At 59.5% G+C, this 18,461-nt stretch carries 20 protein-coding genes and 3 tRNA genes; 10 read left to right on the forward strand and 13 right to left on the reverse strand.

What is annotated here, in order from left to right; all coding sequences use genetic code 11:
- The first annotated feature begins 56 nt into the window (after window positions 1-56).
- From H928_RS0124110 to H928_RS31190, 4 genes are all read left to right on the forward strand, one after another.
- Window positions 57-686 (forward strand): hypothetical protein, encoded by a 630-nt coding sequence (locus tag H928_RS0124110; protein ID WP_148293292.1) that lies wholly within the window; start codon window positions 57-59, stop codon window positions 684-686.
- A gap of 10 nt (window positions 687-696) precedes the next feature.
- Window positions 697-1,185, forward strand: a complete 489-nt coding sequence (locus H928_RS0124115) for a hypothetical protein (RefSeq protein WP_148293293.1) — start codon at window positions 697-699, stop codon at window positions 1,183-1,185.
- A 78-nt stretch (window positions 1,186-1,263) separates the two neighbouring features.
- Complete coding sequence (locus H928_RS0124120; RefSeq protein ID WP_148293294.1) at window positions 1,264-1,464, forward strand: AlpA family transcriptional regulator; 201 nt, start codon at window positions 1,264-1,266, stop codon at window positions 1,462-1,464.
- A 7-nt stretch (window positions 1,465-1,471) separates the two neighbouring features.
- Window positions 1,472-2,257 carry an abortive infection system antitoxin AbiGi family protein gene (locus H928_RS31190; RefSeq protein WP_158400639.1) on the forward strand — a complete coding sequence of 262 codons (786 nt, stop codon included), beginning with the start codon at window positions 1,472-1,474 and terminating at the stop codon, window positions 2,255-2,257.
- 20 nt (window positions 2,258-2,277) lie between these two features.
- Here H928_RS31190 and H928_RS0124125 read toward each other — a convergent pair whose 3' ends face one another.
- The 5 genes from H928_RS0124125 to H928_RS0124145 form a co-directional block, all read right to left on the reverse strand.
- A complete protein-coding gene (locus tag H928_RS0124125) occupies window positions 2,278-3,468 on the reverse strand; it encodes a site-specific integrase (protein ID WP_027011349.1) in 1,191 nt (396 codons plus the stop codon).
- Between the two features lie 177 nt (window positions 3,469-3,645).
- A tRNA-Ser gene (locus tag H928_RS0124130) sits at window positions 3,646-3,736 on the reverse strand.
- Between the two features lie 87 nt (window positions 3,737-3,823).
- Window positions 3,824-3,914, reverse strand: a tRNA-Ser gene (locus tag H928_RS0124135).
- 120 nt (window positions 3,915-4,034) lie between these two features.
- The gene (locus H928_RS0124140; protein WP_021028801.1) at window positions 4,035-4,949 is read right to left on the reverse strand and encodes an SPFH domain-containing protein; all 915 of its coding nucleotides are present in this window, start codon (window positions 4,947-4,949) and stop codon (window positions 4,035-4,037) included.
- A 203-nt stretch (window positions 4,950-5,152) separates the two neighbouring features.
- Entirely contained in the window at window positions 5,153-5,593 is a 441-nt protein-coding gene (locus tag H928_RS0124145; RefSeq protein WP_021028802.1) for an NfeD family protein, read from the reverse strand.
- A 159-nt stretch (window positions 5,594-5,752) separates the two neighbouring features.
- On the opposite strand from H928_RS0124145, the gene H928_RS29685 reads away from it, so the two are divergent.
- On the forward strand, window positions 5,753-8,311 hold the full coding sequence (locus H928_RS29685) for an arginine/lysine/ornithine decarboxylase (RefSeq protein ID WP_021028803.1): 2,559 nt from the start codon (window positions 5,753-5,755) through the stop codon (window positions 8,309-8,311).
- Window positions 8,312-8,422: 111 nt separating this feature from the next.
- On the opposite strand, the gene H928_RS0124155 is transcribed toward H928_RS29685, so the two are convergent.
- Window positions 8,423-9,319 carry a DNA ligase gene (locus H928_RS0124155; RefSeq protein ID WP_021028804.1) on the reverse strand — a complete coding sequence of 299 codons (897 nt, stop codon included), beginning with the start codon at window positions 9,317-9,319 and terminating at the stop codon, window positions 8,423-8,425.
- A gap of 141 nt (window positions 9,320-9,460) precedes the next feature.
- Window positions 9,461-11,191, reverse strand: a complete 1,731-nt coding sequence (msbA, locus tag H928_RS0124160) for a lipid A export permease/ATP-binding protein MsbA (RefSeq protein WP_021028805.1) — start codon at window positions 11,189-11,191, stop codon at window positions 9,461-9,463.
- A 211-nt stretch (window positions 11,192-11,402) separates the two neighbouring features.
- Here msbA and tolB point away from each other — a divergent pair, with 211 nt between their 5' ends.
- From tolB to H928_RS0124185, 5 genes are all read left to right on the forward strand, one after another.
- Window positions 11,403-12,716 (forward strand): Tol-Pal system beta propeller repeat protein TolB, encoded by a 1,314-nt coding sequence (gene tolB / locus H928_RS0124165; protein ID WP_021028806.1) that lies wholly within the window; start codon window positions 11,403-11,405, stop codon window positions 12,714-12,716.
- A gap of 59 nt (window positions 12,717-12,775) precedes the next feature.
- Window positions 12,776-13,312 (forward strand): peptidoglycan-associated lipoprotein Pal, encoded by a 537-nt coding sequence (pal, locus tag H928_RS0124170; protein ID WP_027011352.1) that lies wholly within the window; start codon window positions 12,776-12,778, stop codon window positions 13,310-13,312.
- A 9-nt stretch (window positions 13,313-13,321) separates the two neighbouring features.
- Window positions 13,322-14,083: a tol-pal system protein YbgF gene (gene ybgF / locus H928_RS0124175; RefSeq protein WP_027011353.1), complete on the forward strand. Its 762-nt coding sequence runs from the start codon at window positions 13,322-13,324 to the stop codon at window positions 14,081-14,083.
- 1 nt (window position 14,084) lies between these two features.
- The gene (locus H928_RS0124180; protein WP_021028809.1) at window positions 14,085-14,885 is read left to right on the forward strand and encodes a ThiF family adenylyltransferase; all 801 of its coding nucleotides are present in this window, start codon (window positions 14,085-14,087) and stop codon (window positions 14,883-14,885) included.
- Window positions 14,886-14,959: 74 nt separating this feature from the next.
- A tRNA-Lys gene (locus H928_RS0124185) sits at window positions 14,960-15,035 on the forward strand.
- 91 nt (window positions 15,036-15,126) lie between these two features.
- Here H928_RS0124185 and H928_RS0124190 read toward each other — a convergent pair.
- The 6 genes from H928_RS0124190 to H928_RS0124220 all read right to left on the reverse strand — a co-directional run bounded on the left by H928_RS0124190 (window position 15,127) and on the right by H928_RS0124220 (window position 18,258).
- Window positions 15,127-16,227, reverse strand: a complete 1,101-nt coding sequence (locus H928_RS0124190; protein WP_027011354.1) for a tyrosine-type recombinase/integrase — start codon at window positions 16,225-16,227, stop codon at window positions 15,127-15,129.
- 1 nt (window position 16,228) lies between these two features.
- Entirely contained in the window at window positions 16,229-16,453 is a 225-nt protein-coding gene (locus H928_RS0124195; RefSeq protein ID WP_027011355.1) for a DUF4224 domain-containing protein, read from the reverse strand.
- Between the two features lie 121 nt (window positions 16,454-16,574).
- On the reverse strand, window positions 16,575-17,027 hold the full coding sequence (locus H928_RS0124200) for a hypothetical protein (RefSeq protein ID WP_021028812.1): 453 nt from the start codon (window positions 17,025-17,027) through the stop codon (window positions 16,575-16,577).
- A gap of 75 nt (window positions 17,028-17,102) precedes the next feature.
- A complete protein-coding gene (locus H928_RS0124205; protein WP_021028813.1) occupies window positions 17,103-17,462 on the reverse strand; it encodes a hypothetical protein in 360 nt (119 codons plus the stop codon).
- 28 nt (window positions 17,463-17,490) lie between these two features.
- Window positions 17,491-17,775 (reverse strand): hypothetical protein, encoded by a 285-nt coding sequence (locus tag H928_RS0124210; RefSeq protein ID WP_027011356.1) that lies wholly within the window; start codon window positions 17,773-17,775, stop codon window positions 17,491-17,493.
- A 228-nt stretch (window positions 17,776-18,003) separates the two neighbouring features.
- Entirely contained in the window at window positions 18,004-18,258 is a 255-nt protein-coding gene (locus H928_RS0124220) for a hypothetical protein (protein WP_021028815.1), read from the reverse strand.
- Between the last annotated feature and the right edge of the window lie 203 nt (window positions 18,259-18,461).

Below are 18,461 nucleotides of genomic sequence, written 5' to 3' on the forward strand. Positions count from 1 at the left end.
CAATTTCTTGGCTGGCCAGAGCAATGGCCAAGCTGAAATAAATTAAGAGGACTCATATGCAAAAAGTGATCAACCGCCCCCGCAGCGCCGGCAAAACATCCAGCGTGCGTGCCGCTGTGAGCGCAGCTGCGCGCTTGCTGAGCAAAGCCGGTTACACCTGGGAAAACGGCGAATGGAAGGCACCAGCGCGCCGAATAATCACAATCTGGGCGCGCAGTCGCGACTTCGACCTGCTGAGGTTTCGTGATGAATGGGCCCGTGCCATGACGGTAGATAGTCGCATGCCAGGCCTGCGCCTTATCAACCAGGCAGAAGTTCAGGCCGAGCCGATGGCTGTCCACCAGTACCGCGCAGCAGGCTGTGCAGATTGGTACGACGGGTTCCCTGATCCCGAAGACGGCAAGAAGTACGAAACGCGCACGCTCTACAAATCCCCCCAGGCCCAGCCCGCCGATGTGCTGGAAGCCAATCCACTCACCAGTGATGGAGACTGTGCACGCCTAGAAGCCGAGATGGCAATAGATGTTTGCTGGTCCAGCAGCGAGGTCAGCGCATACGCTAGGCACCACAGCACCAATCAAGGCGCGCATGAGACCTTCCGTCTGCATGGCGGTGATAAGCAAAAGGCACGCCGTTATGCCGTCACCCGCCTGCTGTCAAAAATCCAGATGAATAAGCAAGCGTAATGAGGTTCGCATGACACAGAAAACGCCAACCCACAGCCGTGCGATGAAGCGCGGCCTCTACCGCAAGGCGGCGCCGATGATGGCGCTGATGGTGCGCAAGAACATGGAGGCCGAATACACCAGCGTGGGGCTGCACTGCCTGCAGGCCGATCACCAGTCAAACCAGACCGAGCTGCTGGCCCGCCTGGCCTACCTGCTTGGAATGGGCGCCGAGATTGCGCGAGCCATTCCGGTGGCCGGCGACAACCGGCCAGGCCTGCACCAGGCGCTGGCCACCGTGGTGGATATGGCGGTGGACGGGCACCACTGGGATTCCAGCTGGGGCGCCCAGATGTCGCTGGCGGCCGATATCAGCATTGACCTGTTCTGCAGCTACGGCAACCTGGCAAGGCGGTTTGAGCCTGGCGCGCGCCTGCTGGCGCAGCATGTGATGGCGGGCACGGTGAGCGCCGATGTGATCAGGCCGGTGGGATTCCCGAACGGGAATGAAATGGCCTAAGTGGTGGGCCTGGCCGCTGAATATTCCCGCTAGGGAATACCAGCGGGATTAAAGAAGCGTAAACAGGGAGAAATGGCCATGGGCATTTACCGCATGAACAAAGAAGAAGTACTGGCAGAAATGGACGTGGCCGAAATGACGCTGCGTAACCTGATCGAGAACCACGGCTTCCCCCACCCGCGCAAGGCGGGGCCGCAGAAGCTGTTTTGGCTGGTCAGCGAGATTGTGACCTGGCTGGAGGCGTGTCCCAAGGCTTGGGGCGGTATGAAAGATACGTAACAAAACCTTGTCTTTCTGCTACATTTATGGCTCAGCAGATAGATTGAGTTATATGAATCCTAGATCAGATGCGCTTTTTCATTTTACAAAGCAAGCTGAAACTCTTTATAAGATTTTAAAATCTGGCTTTTGGCCCAGATATTGTCTTGAAGATGTCAGTTGGCTGGGTTTTGAGAAATTTGATTATATCGGATATCCGATGGTATGCTTTTGCGATATTCCGCTATCGAGAATTAATAGTCATCGTGCTTTTTACGGTGATTTTGGCGTAGGCATGAGCAAAGAATGGGGGATTAAAAATGGACTGAACCCCATTGCATATATTTCGGGGAATAATGCAGTATCAAAGACCTATAAGGATTTAAATGAATATGCTCATAAATTCCCCGAAGGAGTAAATAGAGAAAATTCGAAGGTTGCAATGCGTTTTTTAGTCGCGAACGCTAAGCCAATCCAAGGAACTATGTTTGTTGGTAACGAGCCGAAAGATAAAGTTTTCTATCATGAATCTGAATGGCGATTCGTCCCAGTAAGCGATCAAATAGAAGAGTATTTGACTTTAGAAGAGTCGAGGGATCCTCAGGTCTTAGAGGCTGCAAATGAGGGGACAAAAAATCACTGTATGATTAAATTTGAACCCGAAGACATAAAATATATTTTTGTGGAATCTGATGGGGATATTCCAAGTTTGGTTAATTTTATAAATGCCGAGTTAGGTCATCTTCAGGCGAATCAACAAAAGATTCTTTATTCAAGAATAATTTCCTTGGAAAGTCTTAATAAAGATATTTAGCGAATTTTGTGAGTTGCCGTTCAATGGCTAGATGAAAAATTAGCCCATTCCTGCATAATTATTGAACGTTTTTCTAGCATATCGCCGCGTCTATACGCGGCTTCTGTTTTAGTGTCGATGGCATGTGCCAAGCACAGTTCTATCGCATCGCGTGGATGGTGCGTGCATTCGCCGGCCCAATCGCGGAAGGTGGAGCGGAAACCATGTGGCACGGCATCAGGGTAGTGCCGGCGCATCACCGCAGTTAGGGACATATCGGATAGCATGCCGCCTCGATTGGACACAAACACTAGGTCGTCCGGCTCGCCTGGCTTCAATTGGCTCAGCATGCCGAGTGCCTGCGCAGGCAGCGGTACGCGGTGAAGGCGTTTGCTTTTCATGCGTTCAGCGGGCACAAGCCATAGGCCAGCAGATAAATCTAGTTCTCCCCAGCGCATGCCGCGAAGTTCACCGGATCGCGTCGATGTCAAGATGAGCATCTGCAGCGCGCGGGCGCTTTGGCCTTTGACACTGCAAAGGCGCTGGTAAAAATCAGGTGGGGCGGCGTAAGGCACGGCGGGGGGGTGCTGAACGGGTGCCACCTTGTTGGGATTCGCCAAAACGTGTTCTAGCAGGCCTTTCCATTTGGCAGGGTTAGGCCCGCTGCGGTGACCGTGGACCGTTGACCAATCAAGGATTTGCTCGATGCGCCCCCGCACTCGCGTGGCTGTTTCCGTTTTGGTCTTCCAAATTGGCGACAGGACACGCAGCACATGCGCCTGTTCAATGTCTGCCACGTTCAGGTAGCCAATGACGGGAAAAGCGTACGTTGCCAGTGTGCTGCGCCACTGGTTGACGTGCTTTAGATTGCGCCATGTGCTCTCATGCTCTTTGATAAATTTCTCTGCTGCCTGCTCGAATGGCATCTGGTAGGAGGCTGCAAGGCGGGCGGCTTCACGCTCAGCGGCGCGCGCTTGCAAAGGATCCGCGCCACTGTTGCGCAAGGTGAGAGCAGCCCGAGCTGCGTCTCTGGCAGCTGCCAGCCCCACAGAGGGATAGCTGCCCAAGCCCATGCGCTTACGCGCCCGGTGGTGTGTGTACCGATAGACCCATGAACGAGAACCACCGATGATCTGCAGATACAGCCCGGTTACCCCTCCTACTGCGTGCGCACCTTCTTCGCGTAGGCGAGAGACTTCCAATGCAGTTTTTTCAAGAATGCGTTTCGGCATAGGGCAGTTCCACAGGCCATCAGATGGGCCATCAAAATTTAGATTGGGGTAGTTAGGTGTTCAAGATAAGTACTGTATATAACACCAGTGCACTGAGCGTAACACGTTGGAGTATATAGAGCAATAGGCCGCGAATGGGCATGAAAAAGCACCCTCAAGGGGTGCTTTTTTGTGTTCTGGCGGAGAAGGCGGGATTCGAACCCGCGGTGGGCTATTAACCCACACACGCTTTCCAGGCGTGCGACTTAAACCACTCATCCACCTCTCCGCATGTTTTGTACGTTTTACGTCCTGTGGTGGCCAGGAAATAAAAAGCCAAGCGTGGACAGCTTGGCTGACAATTTCACCTGTTGACTGGCGGAGAGGGCGGGATTCGAACCCGCGGTGGGCTATTAACCCACACACGCTTTCCAGGCGTGCGACTTAAACCACTCATCCACCTCTCCAGTCGGTGAAGCGTGTATTCTAGCCTGAAATTTGGCGCCTTCCAGCAAAGCGGGGGCTTGTTTGGCAAAAATGCAGCGCGGCCCCAGCGGGCACGTGCTGCATTTACGTTTGCCAAGCGGTTACTGGCCCTTGCCGGTCTGGATCATGCGCATGGCCGAGGTGATCAGGCTGGAGACCTCGGTCATGTTGCTGGGGACGACCAAGGTGGTGGTCGCGTCGCTCGCCAGCTTGCCGTAGGCATGCACGGCCTGCTCGGCCACCTTCAGCTGCACGGCTTGCTCGCCGCCGGGCTGGCGGATGGCGGTGGCAATGCGCTCCAGCGCCTGGGCAGTGGCATCAGCCACCGCAGTGATCGATGCGGCCTCGCCTTGCGCCTTGTTGATCGCCGCTTGCTTCTCACCTTCTGAGCGGGCGATGAAGGCCTCGCGCTCACCGGTGGCTATATTGATCTGCTCCTGGCGGCGGCCTTCGGAGGCGGCGATCAGCGCGCGCTTTTCACGCTCGGCGGTGATCTGGGCTTGCATGGAGCGCAGGATTTCTGCCGGTGGCGTCAGATCCTTGATCTCGTAGCGCAGCACCTTCACGCCCCAGTTGAGCGCTGCCTCGTCGATCGCCGAGACGATCTGCGCATTGATCATGTCGCGCTCTTCAAAGGTCTTGTCGAGCTCCAGCTTACCAATCACGCTGCGCAGCGAGGTCTGGGCCAGTTGGGTGACGGCCATGATGTAGTTCGATGAGCCGTAGCTGGCGCGCATCGGGTCGGTCACCTGGAAGTACAGGATGCCGTCCACCTGCAGCTGGGTGTTGTCGCGCGTAATGCAGACCTGGCTGGGGACATCCAGCGGAATTTCCTTCAGGCTGTGCTTGTAGGCGACTTTGTCGACAAAGGGAATGATGAAGCGCGGGCCGGGGGCCAGGGTGCCGGCGTAACGGCCCAGGCGCTCTTTGACCCAGGCGTGCTGCTGGGGCACGATCTTGACGGACATCGCAATGAAGATGATGGCGATGACAAATATGATGATGGCGACTTCCATGGGCTCTCCTCATGGACGCACTGCTTGGTACAACGCGCCCGTTTTTCAGTGACTGGCTGGGGGCGGGCCCCTGGCTCAAAGGTCCTGGCCATTACACCATGCGGGTGTGACGGGCCAGGCGGGGGTGTGGGGCATGGATTTGGCTGCGTTTGTTATGTGTGCTATGCCCCGGTGATTGGCATCTGGTTGACAGGAACCAGTGGTTAGTGCGCGGCGGGCTCGGTGGGTTCCACCAACAGGCGGTTGCCCTCCAGCCGCACCACGCGGTAGGCGCCGGGCAGCGCAGGGTGTTGGCCCAGCAATGCCGCCGTCCAGGGCGCACCGCGGTAGCGCACCTGGGCTGTGCGGTCGGCCTCCCAGTGCTCGATCTGGACCTGTTCGCCAATGTCCAGGTGCATGTCCTGCTCGCGCTCACCGGAGAGCAACGAGCCACGGCGCTTTTGGCGCAGGTAGCAGGCCAGCACGGTGGCCGCGCCCACGATGGCGGCGACCAGGATCTGCACCACTTCGTTGGCACCCAGGTGCGCAGCGATGGCAGCGGCAGCCATGCCAATGGCGACCATCAGCAAATACAGCGTGCCGGTGAGCAGCTCGGCGACGACGGCCAGGCCGGTCAGCAGCCACCACACGGTTGACATCTCCATAGCTCCCTCCTTGTTCGATTAGGTTTGTTACCCGATTGTGCGATATGCCGACCAATTTTGCGGCAATTGATGCAGGATACATAAAAAGGGCGTGCAAATTCCGTACACTTCGCGCCTGTTTCGATTGTTTTAGTGAGGCCCGCCCCTGCGGGAACGCCCATGAAGTTTCGCTTTCCCATCGTCATCATTGACGAGGACTTTCGCTCGGAAAACACTTCCGGCCTGAGCATCCGCGATCTGGCACATGCCATCGAGGAGGAGGGCTTTGAGGTGCTGGGCGTGACCAGCTATGGTGATCTGAGCCAGTTTGCACAGCAGCAAAGCCGCGCCAGTGCCTTCATCCTGTCGATCGACGACGAGGAGTTCCAGCTGGGCGGCGGTGATGACCAGATCGTGCACAACCTGCGTGACTTCATCACCGAAGTGCGCCGCAAGAACCCGGATGTGCCGATCTATATCTATGGCGAGACCAAGACCAGCCGCCACCTGCCCAACGACATCCTGCGCGAGCTGCACGGCTTCATCCACATGTTCGAGGACACGCCCGAGTTTGTGGCCAAGCACATCCTGCGCGAAGCCAAGAACTACCTCGAAGGCATTCAGCCGCCATTCTTCAAGGCGCTGCTGGACTACGCCGAAGACGGCTCCTACAGCTGGCACTGCCCCGGTCACGGCGGCGGTGTGGCTTTCTTGAAGAGCCCGATTGGCCAGATGTACCACCAGTTCTATGGTGAGAACATGCTGCGCGCCGACGTCTGCAACGCCGTCGAAGAGCTGGGCCAGCTGCTGGACCACAACGGCGCGATTGGCGAGAGCGAGCGCAATGCGGCGCGCATCTTCAATGCCGACCACTGCTTTTTTGTGACCAACGGTACCTCGACCTCGAACAAGATGGTTTGGCACCACACGGTGGCGCCGGGCGATGTGGTGGTGGTGGACCGCAACTGCCACAAGTCCATCCTGCACTCCATCATCATGACGGGTGCGATTCCGGTGTTCTTGAAGCCCACGCGCAACCATTTCGGCATCATCGGCCCGATCCATGAGAGCGAGTTCTCGCCCAAGACCATCGAGGCCAAGATCGCTGCCAACCCGCTGCTCAAGGGTGTCGATCCAAAGGCCGTCAAGCCTCGTGTGCTGACGCTGACGCAATCGACCTACGACGGCGTGCTCTACAACACCGAGACCATCAAGCAAAAGCTCGATGGCTACGTGGACAACCTGCACTTTGACGAGGCCTGGTTGCCGCATGCGGCCTTCCACCCCTTCTATGGCAGCTACCACGCCATGGGCAAGAAGCGCGCGCGCCCGAAACACTCGGTGGTGTACGCGACCCAGTCCATCCACAAGCTGCTGGCCGGTATCAGCCAGGCATCGCACGTGTTGGTGCAGGACAGCCAGACGCAAAAGCTGGACTTCAACCTGTTCAACGAGGCGTACCTGATGCACACCTCGACCAGCCCGCAGTACAGCATCATCGCCAGCTGCGACGTGGCCGCTGCGATGATGGAGCCGCCCGGTGGCACCGCGCTGGTGGAAGAGTCGATTCTCGAAGCGCTGGACTTCCGCCGTGCGATGCGCAAGGTCGATGATGAGTTTGGTGAGGACGAATGGTGGTTCCAGGTCTGGGGCCCAGAAGCCCTGGCCGACGAAGGCGTGGGCTCGGCCCAGGACTGGATCATTCGTGGCCCGGACGCATCGCGCAAGACCAAGGGCAAGAACGGCAAGGAGTTCGACAACTGGCACGGCTTTGGCGATCTGGCCGATGGCTTCAACATGCTGGACCCGATCAAGTCCACCATCGTGACGCCGGGCCTGGACCTGGACGGTGACTTTGACGAGACCGGCATCCCCGCGTCCATCGTCACCAAGTACCTGGCCGAGCACGGTGTGGTGGTCGAGAAGACGGGCCTGTACTCGTTCTTCATCATGTTCACCATCGGCATTACCAAGGGCCGCTGGAACACCATGCTGACGGCGCTGCAGCAGTTCAAGGACGACTACGAGAAGAACCAGCCGATGTGGCGCATCCTTCCCGAGTTCTGCCAGCAGCACAAGCGCTACGAACGCATGGGCCTCAAGGACCTGTGCCAGCATGTGCACCAGCTCTACGCCAAGTACGACATCGCCCGTCTGACCACGGAGATGTACCTGTCGGACCTGACGCCGGCGATGAAGCCATCGGACGCGTTTGCGCACATCGCGCGCCGCAAGACCGAGCGTGTCGAGATCGACCATCTGGAAGGCCGTGTTACCGTGGGTCTGGTCACGCCATACCCACCCGGCATTCCGCTGTTGATCCCTGGCGAAGTCTTCAACAAGAAGATCGTGGACTACCTCATGTTCGCGCGTGAGTTCTCCAAGCTCTGCCCAGGCTTCGAGACCGATATCCACGGCCTGGTGGAGCTGGTGGACGAAGAAAGCGGCGAAGTTCGTTACTACGCCGATTGCGTGGCGCTGGACGCCAGCGACCAGGCCGTGCAAACCCAGGTGGTCTCTGCGCCGGTGGCTTCGTCCAAGAAGCGCAGCCCCATGCTGGAAGGCAAGGCGCCCGCCTCGTCGGCCAAAAAGCGCAGCACCGCTGCGATGAAGAAATCGCTCAAGGCAGAAAAGCCCATGGGTGATGCCAGCGAAGGTGTTGTGTCGCCCGTGGCCAAGACCCCGCAGGCAGCGCCCAAGCCACGCCGCGTGGCCAAGCCGCGTTCGCCCAAGGTCTGACCGGGCAGGTGAGGAGTGGCGGGGGATGTTGAGTCCTCTGCGTCACGCTCTCTTTAGCTCAAAAGCAGCGCCCATGCGCTGCTTTTTTTATGCCCGTTCATCGCTCATGGCTCATGGCGTGCTTGCCACTTCGGCAGTTGGGGAGGGCGGCATGCCTTCTTCCCGCACGCGCCAGAAGGTGGCAAAGCGCGGTATACCGCTGTCGTGCAGGCCGCGGTAGCGGTAGGTCCCCCAGCTGCCAATGGCAGGTGGATCGCGGCGCTGCGCATCGCTCAATCCACTGCCGAGCTTGAAGTCAATGCCATCGACCGTGCGGACCAGCAAGGCGCCGGTCATGCCTTCGTATTTGCCGCGCCCGGGTGCATAGCCCATCACCTGGGCCTCGGCATCCTCATGCGGTTTGAGCTTGAGCACATCGCCGCTGCGCCCACTGCGGTAGACGGCGCTGGCCCTGTGCAGCATCAGCCCTTCACCCCCTTCGCGCACAATGCGCTGCATCTGGGCCATCAGCCGGGCCTCGTCGGTCTCTTGCCACTGCGGTGCAGCCTGTACCCAGGGTTGCTGCACGGCAGCCACAAACTGCGCAATGGCTGGCAGGCGCTCATTAAAACTGCCTGGTGCTGCGGGTGCGTCAAACACCATAAAGCGCAGGCCCTGCCAGTCGGTATCTTCGGGTGTGGCTTTGCTGGTGATGGATTGCGCGCGGGCAAACTGGCCGCGCCCGGCCCATAGCTCGCCTTCCATCGGCGTGGCGGGCCAGCCGGCGGTGTACCAGGCGGGTGCGTTGATGGCGGTGCCTTGGCGTGTCGAGAGCGCTTGGCCATCCCAGTAGCCGCGCACGCCGTCGTATTTCTCGCTCACCCAGTACTGCTGCAGATCCAGGCCGCCGGGGTATTTTTGCGCAAGCCACAGCGCGGGTGGCTTGTTGGCCTGTGCCAGCACAGCCCCGCAGCAAAGCAGGGCGGCCAGCCAGAGCTGGCGCCACCAGGGATGGATAGGGACACGCATGCAGCCTCCTCGGGCAGCGGCCGGGATGGCCGCCTATCCGCATGCTAGCGGCGATAGTCCACAGCTGCCAACCGCCGCTGTGGTTTGGCGCGGTAAGCAGATGTTGGGGTTGCGCGGGGATGCCTTGGTGGCCTTGCTTGTCTAGTGCGGGCGAGATTGCAGGCGTGCGTACAGGCCGCCCAAGTCGATCAGCTGCTGGTGCGTGCCTTGCTCGACCACCTGGCCGCGCTCCATCACCACCACGCGGTCGGCATGTTCGATGGTGGACAAACGGTGGGCGATGACCAAGGTGGTGCGGCCCTGCATCAGGCGCGAGAGGGCTTCTTGCACCAGGCGCTCGGATTCGGTATCGAGCGCCGAGGTCGCTTCATCGAGGATCAGGATCGGCGCGTCTTTGTACAGCGCCCGGGCAATCGCCAGGCGCTGGCGCTGGCCGCCAGACAGCTGGTTGGCATTGTGGCCGACGATGCTGTGGATGCCTTGGGGCTGGCGCTCGACAAAGTCCTGCAGGTTGGCGGCAGCCAGGCATTCGAGCAGGCGCTTTTCATCGATATCCTGGCCCAGCGCCACGTTGGCAGCGATGGTGTCGTTGAACATCACCACATCCTGGCTCACCATCGCAAACTGGCTGCGCAGGCTGTGCAGGTCCCAATCGGCCAGGGCCACACCATCGATGCTGATCTGGCCGTCGCTGGGTTCGATGAATCGCGGCAGCAGGTTGACCAGCGTGGTCTTGCCAGCGCCCGAGGGGCCCACCAGCGCCACCACTTCACCGGGGTGGATGGTCAGGCTCAGGTGGCGCAGCGCCGGGGCCTTGTCTTCGCCAAAGGTCACGCTGACATCCTGCAGCGCGATGGCGCCACGCGCTTGCGCGGTCTTGTAGCCACCGCCTTGTTCGGGCGGGATTTCTTCGAGCAGGCCCAGGCCGCGCTCCAGCGCGGCAACGCCACGGGTGAGCGGATTGGCCACATCGGCCAGGCGGCGGATCGGGGCAATCAGCATCAGCATTGCCGAGATAAAGGCCACAAAGCCGCCAACGGTCACATCCTTGGCATTGATGCCGGTGGTGCGGCTTTGCCACAGCGCAATGCAGATCACCGCCGACAGTGCAACAGCGGCCAGCAGCTGGGTGAGCGGCGTCATCGCCGCCGATGCGATGGTGGCCTTGATGGCCAGCTGGCGCAGCTTGCGGCTCAGAATCTGGAAGCGGCCCGACTGGCTGGCCTGGGCAGCGTGGATGCGCACCATGCGGTGCGCGAGCACGTTTTCTTCGACCACATAGGCCAGCTCATCGGTGGCTTGCTGGCTGGCCTTGGTGATGTGGTAGAGGCGCTTGGAGAGCTTTTTCATGATCCACGACACGCTGGGCAGCAGCACGGCGACGATGAGAGTCAGCTGCCAGTTGAGGTAGAGCAAATACATCAACAGCGCAATAACGGTGAAGCCATCGCGCGAGAGCATCAGCAAGGCCTGCACGATCAGGGTGGAGCCGTTTTGCACCTCATACACCACGGTGTTGGACAGCGCACTGGCCGACTGCTTGGTAAAGAGCCCCAGGTGCGCATCGAGCACCCGGCCAAAGAGGTTCTCGCGCAGGCGCATCATGCCGTCATTGGCGATGCGTGCCAGCGCATATTGGTTGATGAACTGCGCCAGGCCGCGGATGAAAAAGACGCCGACGATGGTCACCGGCACGGCCCACAGCGGCAAGGTGCCGCCGGTAAAGCCCTGGTCCAGCAAGGGCTTGAGCAGCGCCGGGATGGCGGGCTCGGTACCGGCTACAACGATGGTCGCGAGAATGGCGAGCACCCAGGTCCAGCGTTGGTAGCCAAAGTAGGGCGCTAGGCGCGACAGGCGTGCGCGCAGTGGCATCTGCGCAACGCTGCCAGCGGGTTTGGAGCCCTCGGTGCTGGCAGATGCCTCAGATGCACGTGCAGAAGATGGTTTTTCAGTTGTGGACATGTAGAGGTGATTCTAAAATGCACGGCTGTCGACGTTGGACGATAATAAAGAATTTGTGGGGTGTGTAACATCCTGCAGCCTTCAAGGCTTGTCATGCATAGCGCATTTATGATGGTCGGTAATGACTAAAACACGCTTCCCATCTCTCATCTCGGAGGCGGCCAAGCCGCTATTCCATCGTCGTCACGTACTGGGTGTTGCGCTCGCAGCCCCTGCAGTCCCCGCCCTGGCGCAGTTCCGGGTTGAGATCAGTGGCGTTGGTATCAAGCAAATCCCCATTGCCTTGCCCAAGTTTCGGGGCGAAGATGCGTCGCCGCAAAAGATCTCTGCCATCGTGCAGGCCGATCTGATCCGCAGCGGTCTCTTCAAGCCCGTCGATGCATCGGGCGAGCAGCTGGACGAGAGCTCGCGCCCCGATGTGGCCAAGTGGTCGGCCGCCGGTGCCGAGTACCTGTCGGTGGGCAGTGTGAGCCGTGGCGCGAATGGCTTTGATGTGCGCTTTCGCTTGTGGGATGCCGTCAAGGGCGCCGACATGGGCGGTCAAAGCTACAGCGTGCCGCAGGCCGATCTGCGCTTGGTCGCGCACAAGATCTCGGACTACATCTACGAAAAAATCACAGGCGAAAAGGGCGTGTTCTCGACCCGTATCGCTTACGTGACCAAGGCCGGCCCCCGCTACACCTTGTGGGTGGCCGATTCGGACGGCGAGAATGCCCAGTCGGCACTGGCCAGCCCCGAGCCCATCATCTCGCCCACCTGGTCGCCTGCCGGCACGCAACTGGCCTATGTGTCCTTCGAGTCGCGCAAGCCCGTGGTCTATGTGCACGAGGTCTCGTCCGGCCGCCGCCGCCTGATCGCCAATTTCCGGGGCTCCAACAGTGCGCCGGCCTGGTCACCCGATGGCAGCACCTTGGCGGTGACCTTGAGCCGTGATGGCGGCTCGCAGCTCTACACCATTCCGTCGAGTGGTGGTGAGCCTCGCCGTCTGATGCAAAGCAGTGGCATCGACACCGAGCCCACGTATTCCAAGGATGGCCGCTATATCTACTTCGTCAGCGATCGTGGCGGTGCGCCGCAGATCTACCGCGTGGGCGCCCAAGGCGGCAGCGCAGAACGTGTGACGTTCAGCGGGTCCTACAACATTTCACCTTCCATCAGTCCTGATGGCAAGACACTTGCTTACATCACCCGCGCCGGTGGTGGATATAAATTGCAGGTGATGGATCTGGCTTCCAGCACCGTGTCGTCGGTGACCGACACCACGAGCGATGAAAGCCCCAGTTTTGCTCCGAACAGCCGACTCATCGTCTATGCAACCCGCGAAGGCGGTCGTGAAGCCCTCATGACCACAACGCTGGACGGCAAGATCAAGGCACGACTGGCAGGGCAGAGCGGAGACATACGGGAGCCCGATTGGGGCCCATACCAGCCCTAGGATTGGTTTTTGGCGAGTCAATTATTTTTATACGAGAAATTCGTTTCGGAGAGTTTTACATGTTGTCATTGAAGAAAGCTTCGCTGGCCCTGGTGGCCGCTGCCGTGTTGGCTGGTTGCAGCTCTGCGCCTCCGCTGGATAACGCACCTGTGGAAGACAAGGGTGCTGCGACTGCCGGTAATGGCGCAGGGGCTGGTGGCGTGGGCCAAAGCACCGTTCCAGGTGTGGACCTGAACAACAGCGCAGCCAACGGCCAAGGCCCTGTCGGTGTTGCACGCATTGTGTACTTTGACTTCGACAGCTACTCGGTCAAGCCCGATGCGCAATCGATGCTGGATGCACACGCACGCTTCCTGAAGGCCAACCCATCGCGCAAGGTCATGCTCGAAGGCAACACCGACAACCGCGGTGGCCGTGAGTACAACCTGGCCCTGGGCCAAAAGCGTGCTGAAGCCGTGCGCCGTTCGCTGAACGTGCTGGGCGTGAGCGACAGCCAACTCGAAGCCGTGTCTTTCGGCAAGGAAAAGCTGGCTGCTGAAGGTAACTCGGAAGACGCGCACGCCCAAAACCGCCGCGTTGAACTGAACTACCGTTAATAGGGCTCCATGAACCTCACTCGCAGTACTCCCCGTTGGATTGCACTGGCCGCCTTGATGGCCTGTGCAAGCACCTCCCAAGCCGCTTTGTTTGAAGATGGCGACGCGCGTCGCGCCATCATTGAACTGCGCCAGCGTGTCGATCAGCTGACGCAAGGCAACAACCAAAATGGTGAGGACACCTCGCAAGTGCGTCGCAGCCTGCTGGATTTTCAATCGCAGATTGAATCCATGCGTGGCGAGATGAACAAGTTGCGCGGTGAAAACGAGACGCTGCGACGTGAGGTTGCCGATCTGAAGCGCGGTCAGACTGATTTGGCCAAGGGCGTTGAAGCCCGGCTCCAGCAGTTTGAACCCGTTTCGGTCACCGTAGATGGGCAGGAGTTCAAAGCCGATCCTGCCGAAAAGCGTGACTTTGAAGCCGCGCTTGGCGTGTTTCGCACCGGCAAGTTTGCCGATGCAGCCGGCGTGTTCAGCAGCTTCATCCAGCGCTACCCCAAGAGTGGCTATGTGCCATCGGCACGTTTTTGGCTGGGCAATGCGTACTACGCCACCCGCGACTACAAGCCCGCCATCGATAATTTCAAGCTGATCCTGGCCCAGGCGCCCGAGCATATGCGCGCGCCTGATTCGGCACTGTCCATTGCCAACTGCCAGATCGAGCTCAAGGACACCAAGGCCGCCCGCAAGACCTTGGAAGACCTGATTGCTGCCTACCCGCAAAGCGATGCGGCAGCGGCCGCCAAAGAGCGCCTCTCCAAGCTGAAGTGATATGAGTGCACCGTCTCCATCGGCGCCCGATCGGCAGGACGCCGAGGCGGACGTTGACACACAAAGGCGCTTTGGCGGCCTGGACCGCCTGTTTGGCGTAGCGCCTGCCGCGCAAATGCGCGCAAGCTGTATTGCAGTCATCGGCATCGGGGGCGTGGGCTCCTGGACTGCCGAGGCGCTGGCCCGCAGTGGCGTTGCCCGCCTGCGCCTGATCGATCTGGACAATGTGGCCGAGTCCAATATCAACCGCCAGATCCATGCATTGACCGACACCATTGGCATGGCCAAGGTCGACGCGATGCGCGACCGCATCCGCCAGATCAATCCCCATTGTGAAGTCGAGGTGGTGGAAGACTTTCTCACTGCCGAGAACTGCGCCGCGTTGCTGGATGGCGTTGACGGCTTTGTCGACGCCTGTGACCAGGTGCGTGCCAAGGCCGCGATGGCCAACTGGGGGCGGCGCAACCAGCGGCCTTTTGTCTGCATCGGTGCTGCGGGTGGCAAACGCCTGGCCTGGAAAGTGGAGCAGGCTGACCTGTCGCAGACCACGCACGACCCCTTGCTGGCCCAGGTGCGCTACCGTCTGCGCAAAGAATATGGTGCCCCCAAGGATGGCAAGAAGATTCATGTGGCCTGCATCTATAGCCAGGAGGCTGTTGCCGGCCCTGATCCCTCTTGCGCGGTCGATGGTGATGGCTCGCTGAACTGCCGTGGCTATGGCTCGTCGGTGGCAGTGACGGCGACCTTCGGCATGTGCGCAGCCAGCTGGATTTTGGAAAAATTGGCGCATTCCCCAAAATGACAAAAAACCTACGCTATAATCTAAGTCTGTTGTGAGCAAGACCAGTTCTTAAGAATTTGTCAAGCAAACGCGGCGGGTCTTTAGCTCAGTCGGTAGAGCAGCGGACTTTTAATCCGTTGGTCGCGAGTTCGAATCTCGCAGGCCCCACCATATAAAATTTAAAGAAATCAAGCCCCTGTGCGAATAGCGCAGGGGCTTTTTTCTTTGTAGCTGTTCCGCAATTTTAGGTGCTGTTCCGCAATTATCCGGCGGGCTTCACTTTCTTGCCGACCTTGTGGCGGATGTATTTCGCAGTCATGGACTCGGTCGTGTGGCCGAGCAATGCCTGCGCGTCCCTGATGCCAGAGCTGTCATCCAGGGTCGTGGCGGCCGTAGCGCGCAGGTCACGGAACTGAAATTCTGCTTTGGGAATCTTTGCGGCTTCACGGGCATCATCGAAGCGGACGCGCAGCATGTACGTGGTCAGTGTTTCCCCCTTTTCGTTCACGAGCAAGTGATGGGATCGGGACAGAACGGACTGCTTGTAAGCCCGGATCTCATCCATGAGAACCGCCAGTCCTTCGATAATCTCGATGCGTAGCTTGGTGTATGTCTTCCCTTGCTTGACATGGAGAATGCTGCCGACCACATTGTTTTCGCTCATGCGCAGCACATCGGCCGGCCGCTGACCGGTGAGCTTGGCCAGGCGTATCGCGAACCGCAACGGCTGAGCTGCGAAGGGCATGATTCTGTCCAGCAGGGCGTCGCCAATGACGGTATCGCGCCCCTTTTCTTTGAACTTCTCAATTCCAGCGCATGGGTTTGGCTGCTTGGTGATGCCCTCTCTGCGGGCGAAATTCCACATGTGAGAGAACAGCGACTTCTCGCGGTTTGCGCGCACATGGCCGAAGTTTGGCGGGATCGCCAATGCCTTCAGCCCCTTTGCTGAGCGCTCCTTGTTTTCTTCCTGAGCCACCTTGCGCGCTTCTTGAATCCGCCAATCCATGTATTGGCGGATGTGCACGGGCTCGATGTCGTCCAGCGGGGCCGGTGGATCGCCGAAAAATTTCAGAAGCCAAATAAGCTCCTTTTCGTTATCCGCTCTTGTGCGCGGAGCCTTAAGTGGCAATGCTTTGGCTCGATATACAGGCACGATATCCAGGAAGGTGCGCTGGGCAGCGCGCGGCTTTTTGGCGGCTGTCAGCTCACTCCATTTTTGGACGGCCAACACGTAGTCGGATCCCAAGGGGATCTCCCGCCGTGGTTTTTGGCCGGTGTCCAGGTAGTAGTGCACTTTCTTGCCGCGCTCTCTGGCGCGCATCCCTGGAGGAAGATTTGTCCAGCGGCTTGGTTTGCGTCCCATCTCACCTAGCCCCCACCACGCGCGGCGTCCACCGCAATGGTTCTATTGCGGTCGGCTCGGCTTCTGGCTTCCGGCCTTCAACAGCGCCCCGGGTGACGATGGCTTGGCCACGCGCGTTCACGCGAAATGGAATCCCAGAGGTGCGCAGCCATTCAATCTGGCGCGTCTTGTATTTCCGGCCGGTCAACACAGCCAGCTCGGCTTCGTTCAGAAAGAGGGTAGACATGGCCGTACTCTCCATTAAAAAGGCCCGCTGTGTGCGGGCTCGGGTTGATCTGTGGGCTCTTTCCAGCGGTCGCGTTTATCGCCGCGCTGGCGCGCCCGTCTGCTCATTGCTATTGATCGGCTCATTGAAGGGCCTCGCCTGGAAGCTCCACAGGCCTGATCGCATCTGTGCCCACGGTGCCGGCCTTGACCTCGTTCGAGAGCAGGCGGGCGCCCGGCTCAAAGCGGCGGCCCAGGTTTCGATAGCTGCAGAATAGGTCGATGCTGATCTCAACGGCATGCGAGAGCTGCGCTCCCCAGCTTGAGTCCCAGCGGTGGCCATCCACTGCCATGTCTACCACGGCGGCCAGCGCCTGGTGCAGGCCGGGTCGGTTGTTGCCGGCCACAGGTATGGCTCGCGCAATCTCAGCGCCGATCCCGATCAGATAGGCAAGGCTGGCCAGCATCTCGGGCTGCTCGCTGCCGTGGTCGGTCATCATGCAGTGCAAGCCCAGGTTGACCACATCGGCCTGCAAGCTCTGGCGCACCATCAAGGCCTCGATGGGCGAGGCCTTGCGGTAGATGCCGTTTTTCATGGCGCGGCTGTGGGTTGGCTGTCGTCGTGCAAGCTTGGTGGTGGCTTTAGCCATTGGTCGCTCCTATTCCGTCGGTCATGGTTCGCGGCTCCTCACGCTGAATGCGGGTTCTACCTTCGCTTTGGCAGTCTTGATCCGAGCTTTCAAGCGGGCCTCTTCCTTTTTCAAGGCGTCCACCCGGTCAATCAAGTCGCTCAGATCCTGGCGAACCATCCGGTGTCGCTCCCAGGCATCCTGCAGCCGCGCCACCTCGTTCAGCAGGAAGTTGAACGGGTCAAACACCTGATCGCACGCGACACAGCGCACGGTCCGGTTGTGTGAATCCAGCGTTATCTTTTCGTGCTGGCAGAAGCCAAGATGCTTTTTCTCCACGGACAGCGTCTGCTCTGGGATTTCTGCTCCAGGGAATAGGCGAATGTTGGTGTCCTGCGTCATGGTGCTTCCTTGGGGGCGGGCTGGTTTGTCATGGTTGGATCTCTGTAGCTCCACCCAGAACCCAGTAAGCGATGCGCTCGCGCCATGTCATAAACCGGGCCTTGCCGCGCGCATTCACCAGCAAAAGGCCATCAGCCTTTTTGTGGACACGAACGGCTGCCCCATCAAGAGCATGGCTCGCCTCCAGCAGCAGGTGCTTTGCGGTGCCTTCTTGGGGCTTGCTGTTGTAAGAGAGGTTGCGCGCAGCTCCTTGGCATTGGGACGCCAGATTCGAGCGAAATTCGCGTGTTTGCAGTTGCTGTGTCTTATCCATCTCAATCCTCCTTCTTGGCCTGGGCTGCCTTCGCGAATGGGAAGTAAGCCCGCGTCTCCCTCAGCTGATCGACTGTGTGCGTCTGAGCACAAGACTGGCAGCAAGGCGTGTTGCTATTGGTATGCCAGTAGCGGGTGGGGGTGTTGCAAAGTGCGCAGGACTCCAGCATCTGAGAAAGGCCCATGCCCCACTTCTTCAGGTCCTCCACGTCTTCGTGTTCAACTGGGATCATTGGTTGCTTTCCTTCTGTGGTTGGGACCGCCGCCGGCAGCGCTGTTCAAGCTCCTGCTGCCACTGGGCGAGGTTGGTAGATCGGTCCCGGTAGATCCGGCAAGATGGGTCGTGGGTGTTGATGCACACCACATGGGAGAGGTCAGGGGCCAGGTCGCGGGCCCGAGCCTCGCACTGCTCCAGCGTCATGGCGTCGCTAGCGGCACCGATCAGCCCTCTGGAGATGAACACGAGCAGCCAGATGTCAGGCATTGGGCTGGCCCTCCCTGGGTTGGACTTGGGCGGGCTGGTACTTGTGGCCGCAGTACTCGCCCTTACGTGGTCCATTTGCTGCAGGCTGGTGGGTGGCCATATGCTCTGACCAGCCGCAGACGGCACACGGGTTTCTGGTATCACTTTTGGCGCGATACCAATTCTTGTATGGCTCCCCCCTCACTGGCCCTCCCTCTGCTGGG

It is taken from the genome of Comamonas sp. B-9, from assembly GCF_000410635.1.
Taxonomy (GTDB): Bacteria; Pseudomonadota; Gammaproteobacteria; order Burkholderiales; family Burkholderiaceae_C; genus Comamonas.

Bases quoted from the DNA above. Each gene is read 5' to 3' on its own strand.
- H928_RS0124180 (WP_021028809.1), top strand. From the start codon at position 14,085: ATGAGTGCACCGTCTCCATCGGCGCCCGATCGGCAGGACGCCGAGGCG.
- H928_RS0124200 (WP_021028812.1), bottom strand. From the start codon at position 17,027: ATGAAAAACGGCATCTACCGCAAGGCCTCGCCCATCGAGGCCTTGATG.
- H928_RS0124110 (WP_148293292.1), top strand. From the start codon at position 57: ATGCAAAAAGTGATCAACCGCCCCCGCAGCGCCGGCAAAACATCCAGC.
- H928_RS0124195 (WP_027011355.1), bottom strand. From the start codon at position 16,453: ATGTCTACCCTCTTTCTGAACGAAGCCGAGCTGGCTGTGTTGACCGGC.
- msbA (WP_021028805.1), bottom strand. From the start codon at position 11,191: ATGCCACTGCGCGCACGCCTGTCGCGCCTAGCGCCCTACTTTGGCTAC.
- H928_RS0124140 (WP_021028801.1), bottom strand. From the start codon at position 4,949: ATGGAAGTCGCCATCATCATATTTGTCATCGCCATCATCTTCATTGCG.
- H928_RS0124220 (WP_021028815.1), bottom strand. From the start codon at position 18,258: ATGCCTGACATCTGGCTGCTCGTGTTCATCTCCAGAGGGCTGATCGGT.
- H928_RS0124205 (WP_021028813.1), bottom strand. From the start codon at position 17,462: ATGACGCAGGACACCAACATTCGCCTATTCCCTGGAGCAGAAATCCCA.
- H928_RS0124190 (WP_027011354.1), bottom strand. From the start codon at position 16,227: ATGGGACGCAAACCAAGCCGCTGGACAAATCTTCCTCCAGGGATGCGC.
- H928_RS0124125 (WP_027011349.1), bottom strand. From the start codon at position 3,468: ATGCCGAAACGCATTCTTGAAAAAACTGCATTGGAAGTCTCTCGCCTA.
- H928_RS0124115 (WP_148293293.1), top strand. From the start codon at position 697: ATGACACAGAAAACGCCAACCCACAGCCGTGCGATGAAGCGCGGCCTC.
- H928_RS0124210 (WP_027011356.1), bottom strand. From the start codon at position 17,775: ATGGATAAGACACAGCAACTGCAAACACGCGAATTTCGCTCGAATCTG.
- H928_RS0124120 (WP_148293294.1), top strand. From the start codon at position 1,264: ATGGGCATTTACCGCATGAACAAAGAAGAAGTACTGGCAGAAATGGAC.
- H928_RS0124155 (WP_021028804.1), bottom strand. From the start codon at position 9,319: ATGCGTGTCCCTATCCATCCCTGGTGGCGCCAGCTCTGGCTGGCCGCC.
- tolB (WP_021028806.1), top strand. From the start codon at position 11,403: ATGACTAAAACACGCTTCCCATCTCTCATCTCGGAGGCGGCCAAGCCG.
- H928_RS29685 (WP_021028803.1), top strand. From the start codon at position 5,753: ATGAAGTTTCGCTTTCCCATCGTCATCATTGACGAGGACTTTCGCTCG.
- ybgF (WP_027011353.1), top strand. From the start codon at position 13,322: ATGAACCTCACTCGCAGTACTCCCCGTTGGATTGCACTGGCCGCCTTG.
- pal (WP_027011352.1), top strand. From the start codon at position 12,776: ATGTTGTCATTGAAGAAAGCTTCGCTGGCCCTGGTGGCCGCTGCCGTG.
- H928_RS0124145 (WP_021028802.1), bottom strand. From the start codon at position 5,593: ATGGAGATGTCAACCGTGTGGTGGCTGCTGACCGGCCTGGCCGTCGTC.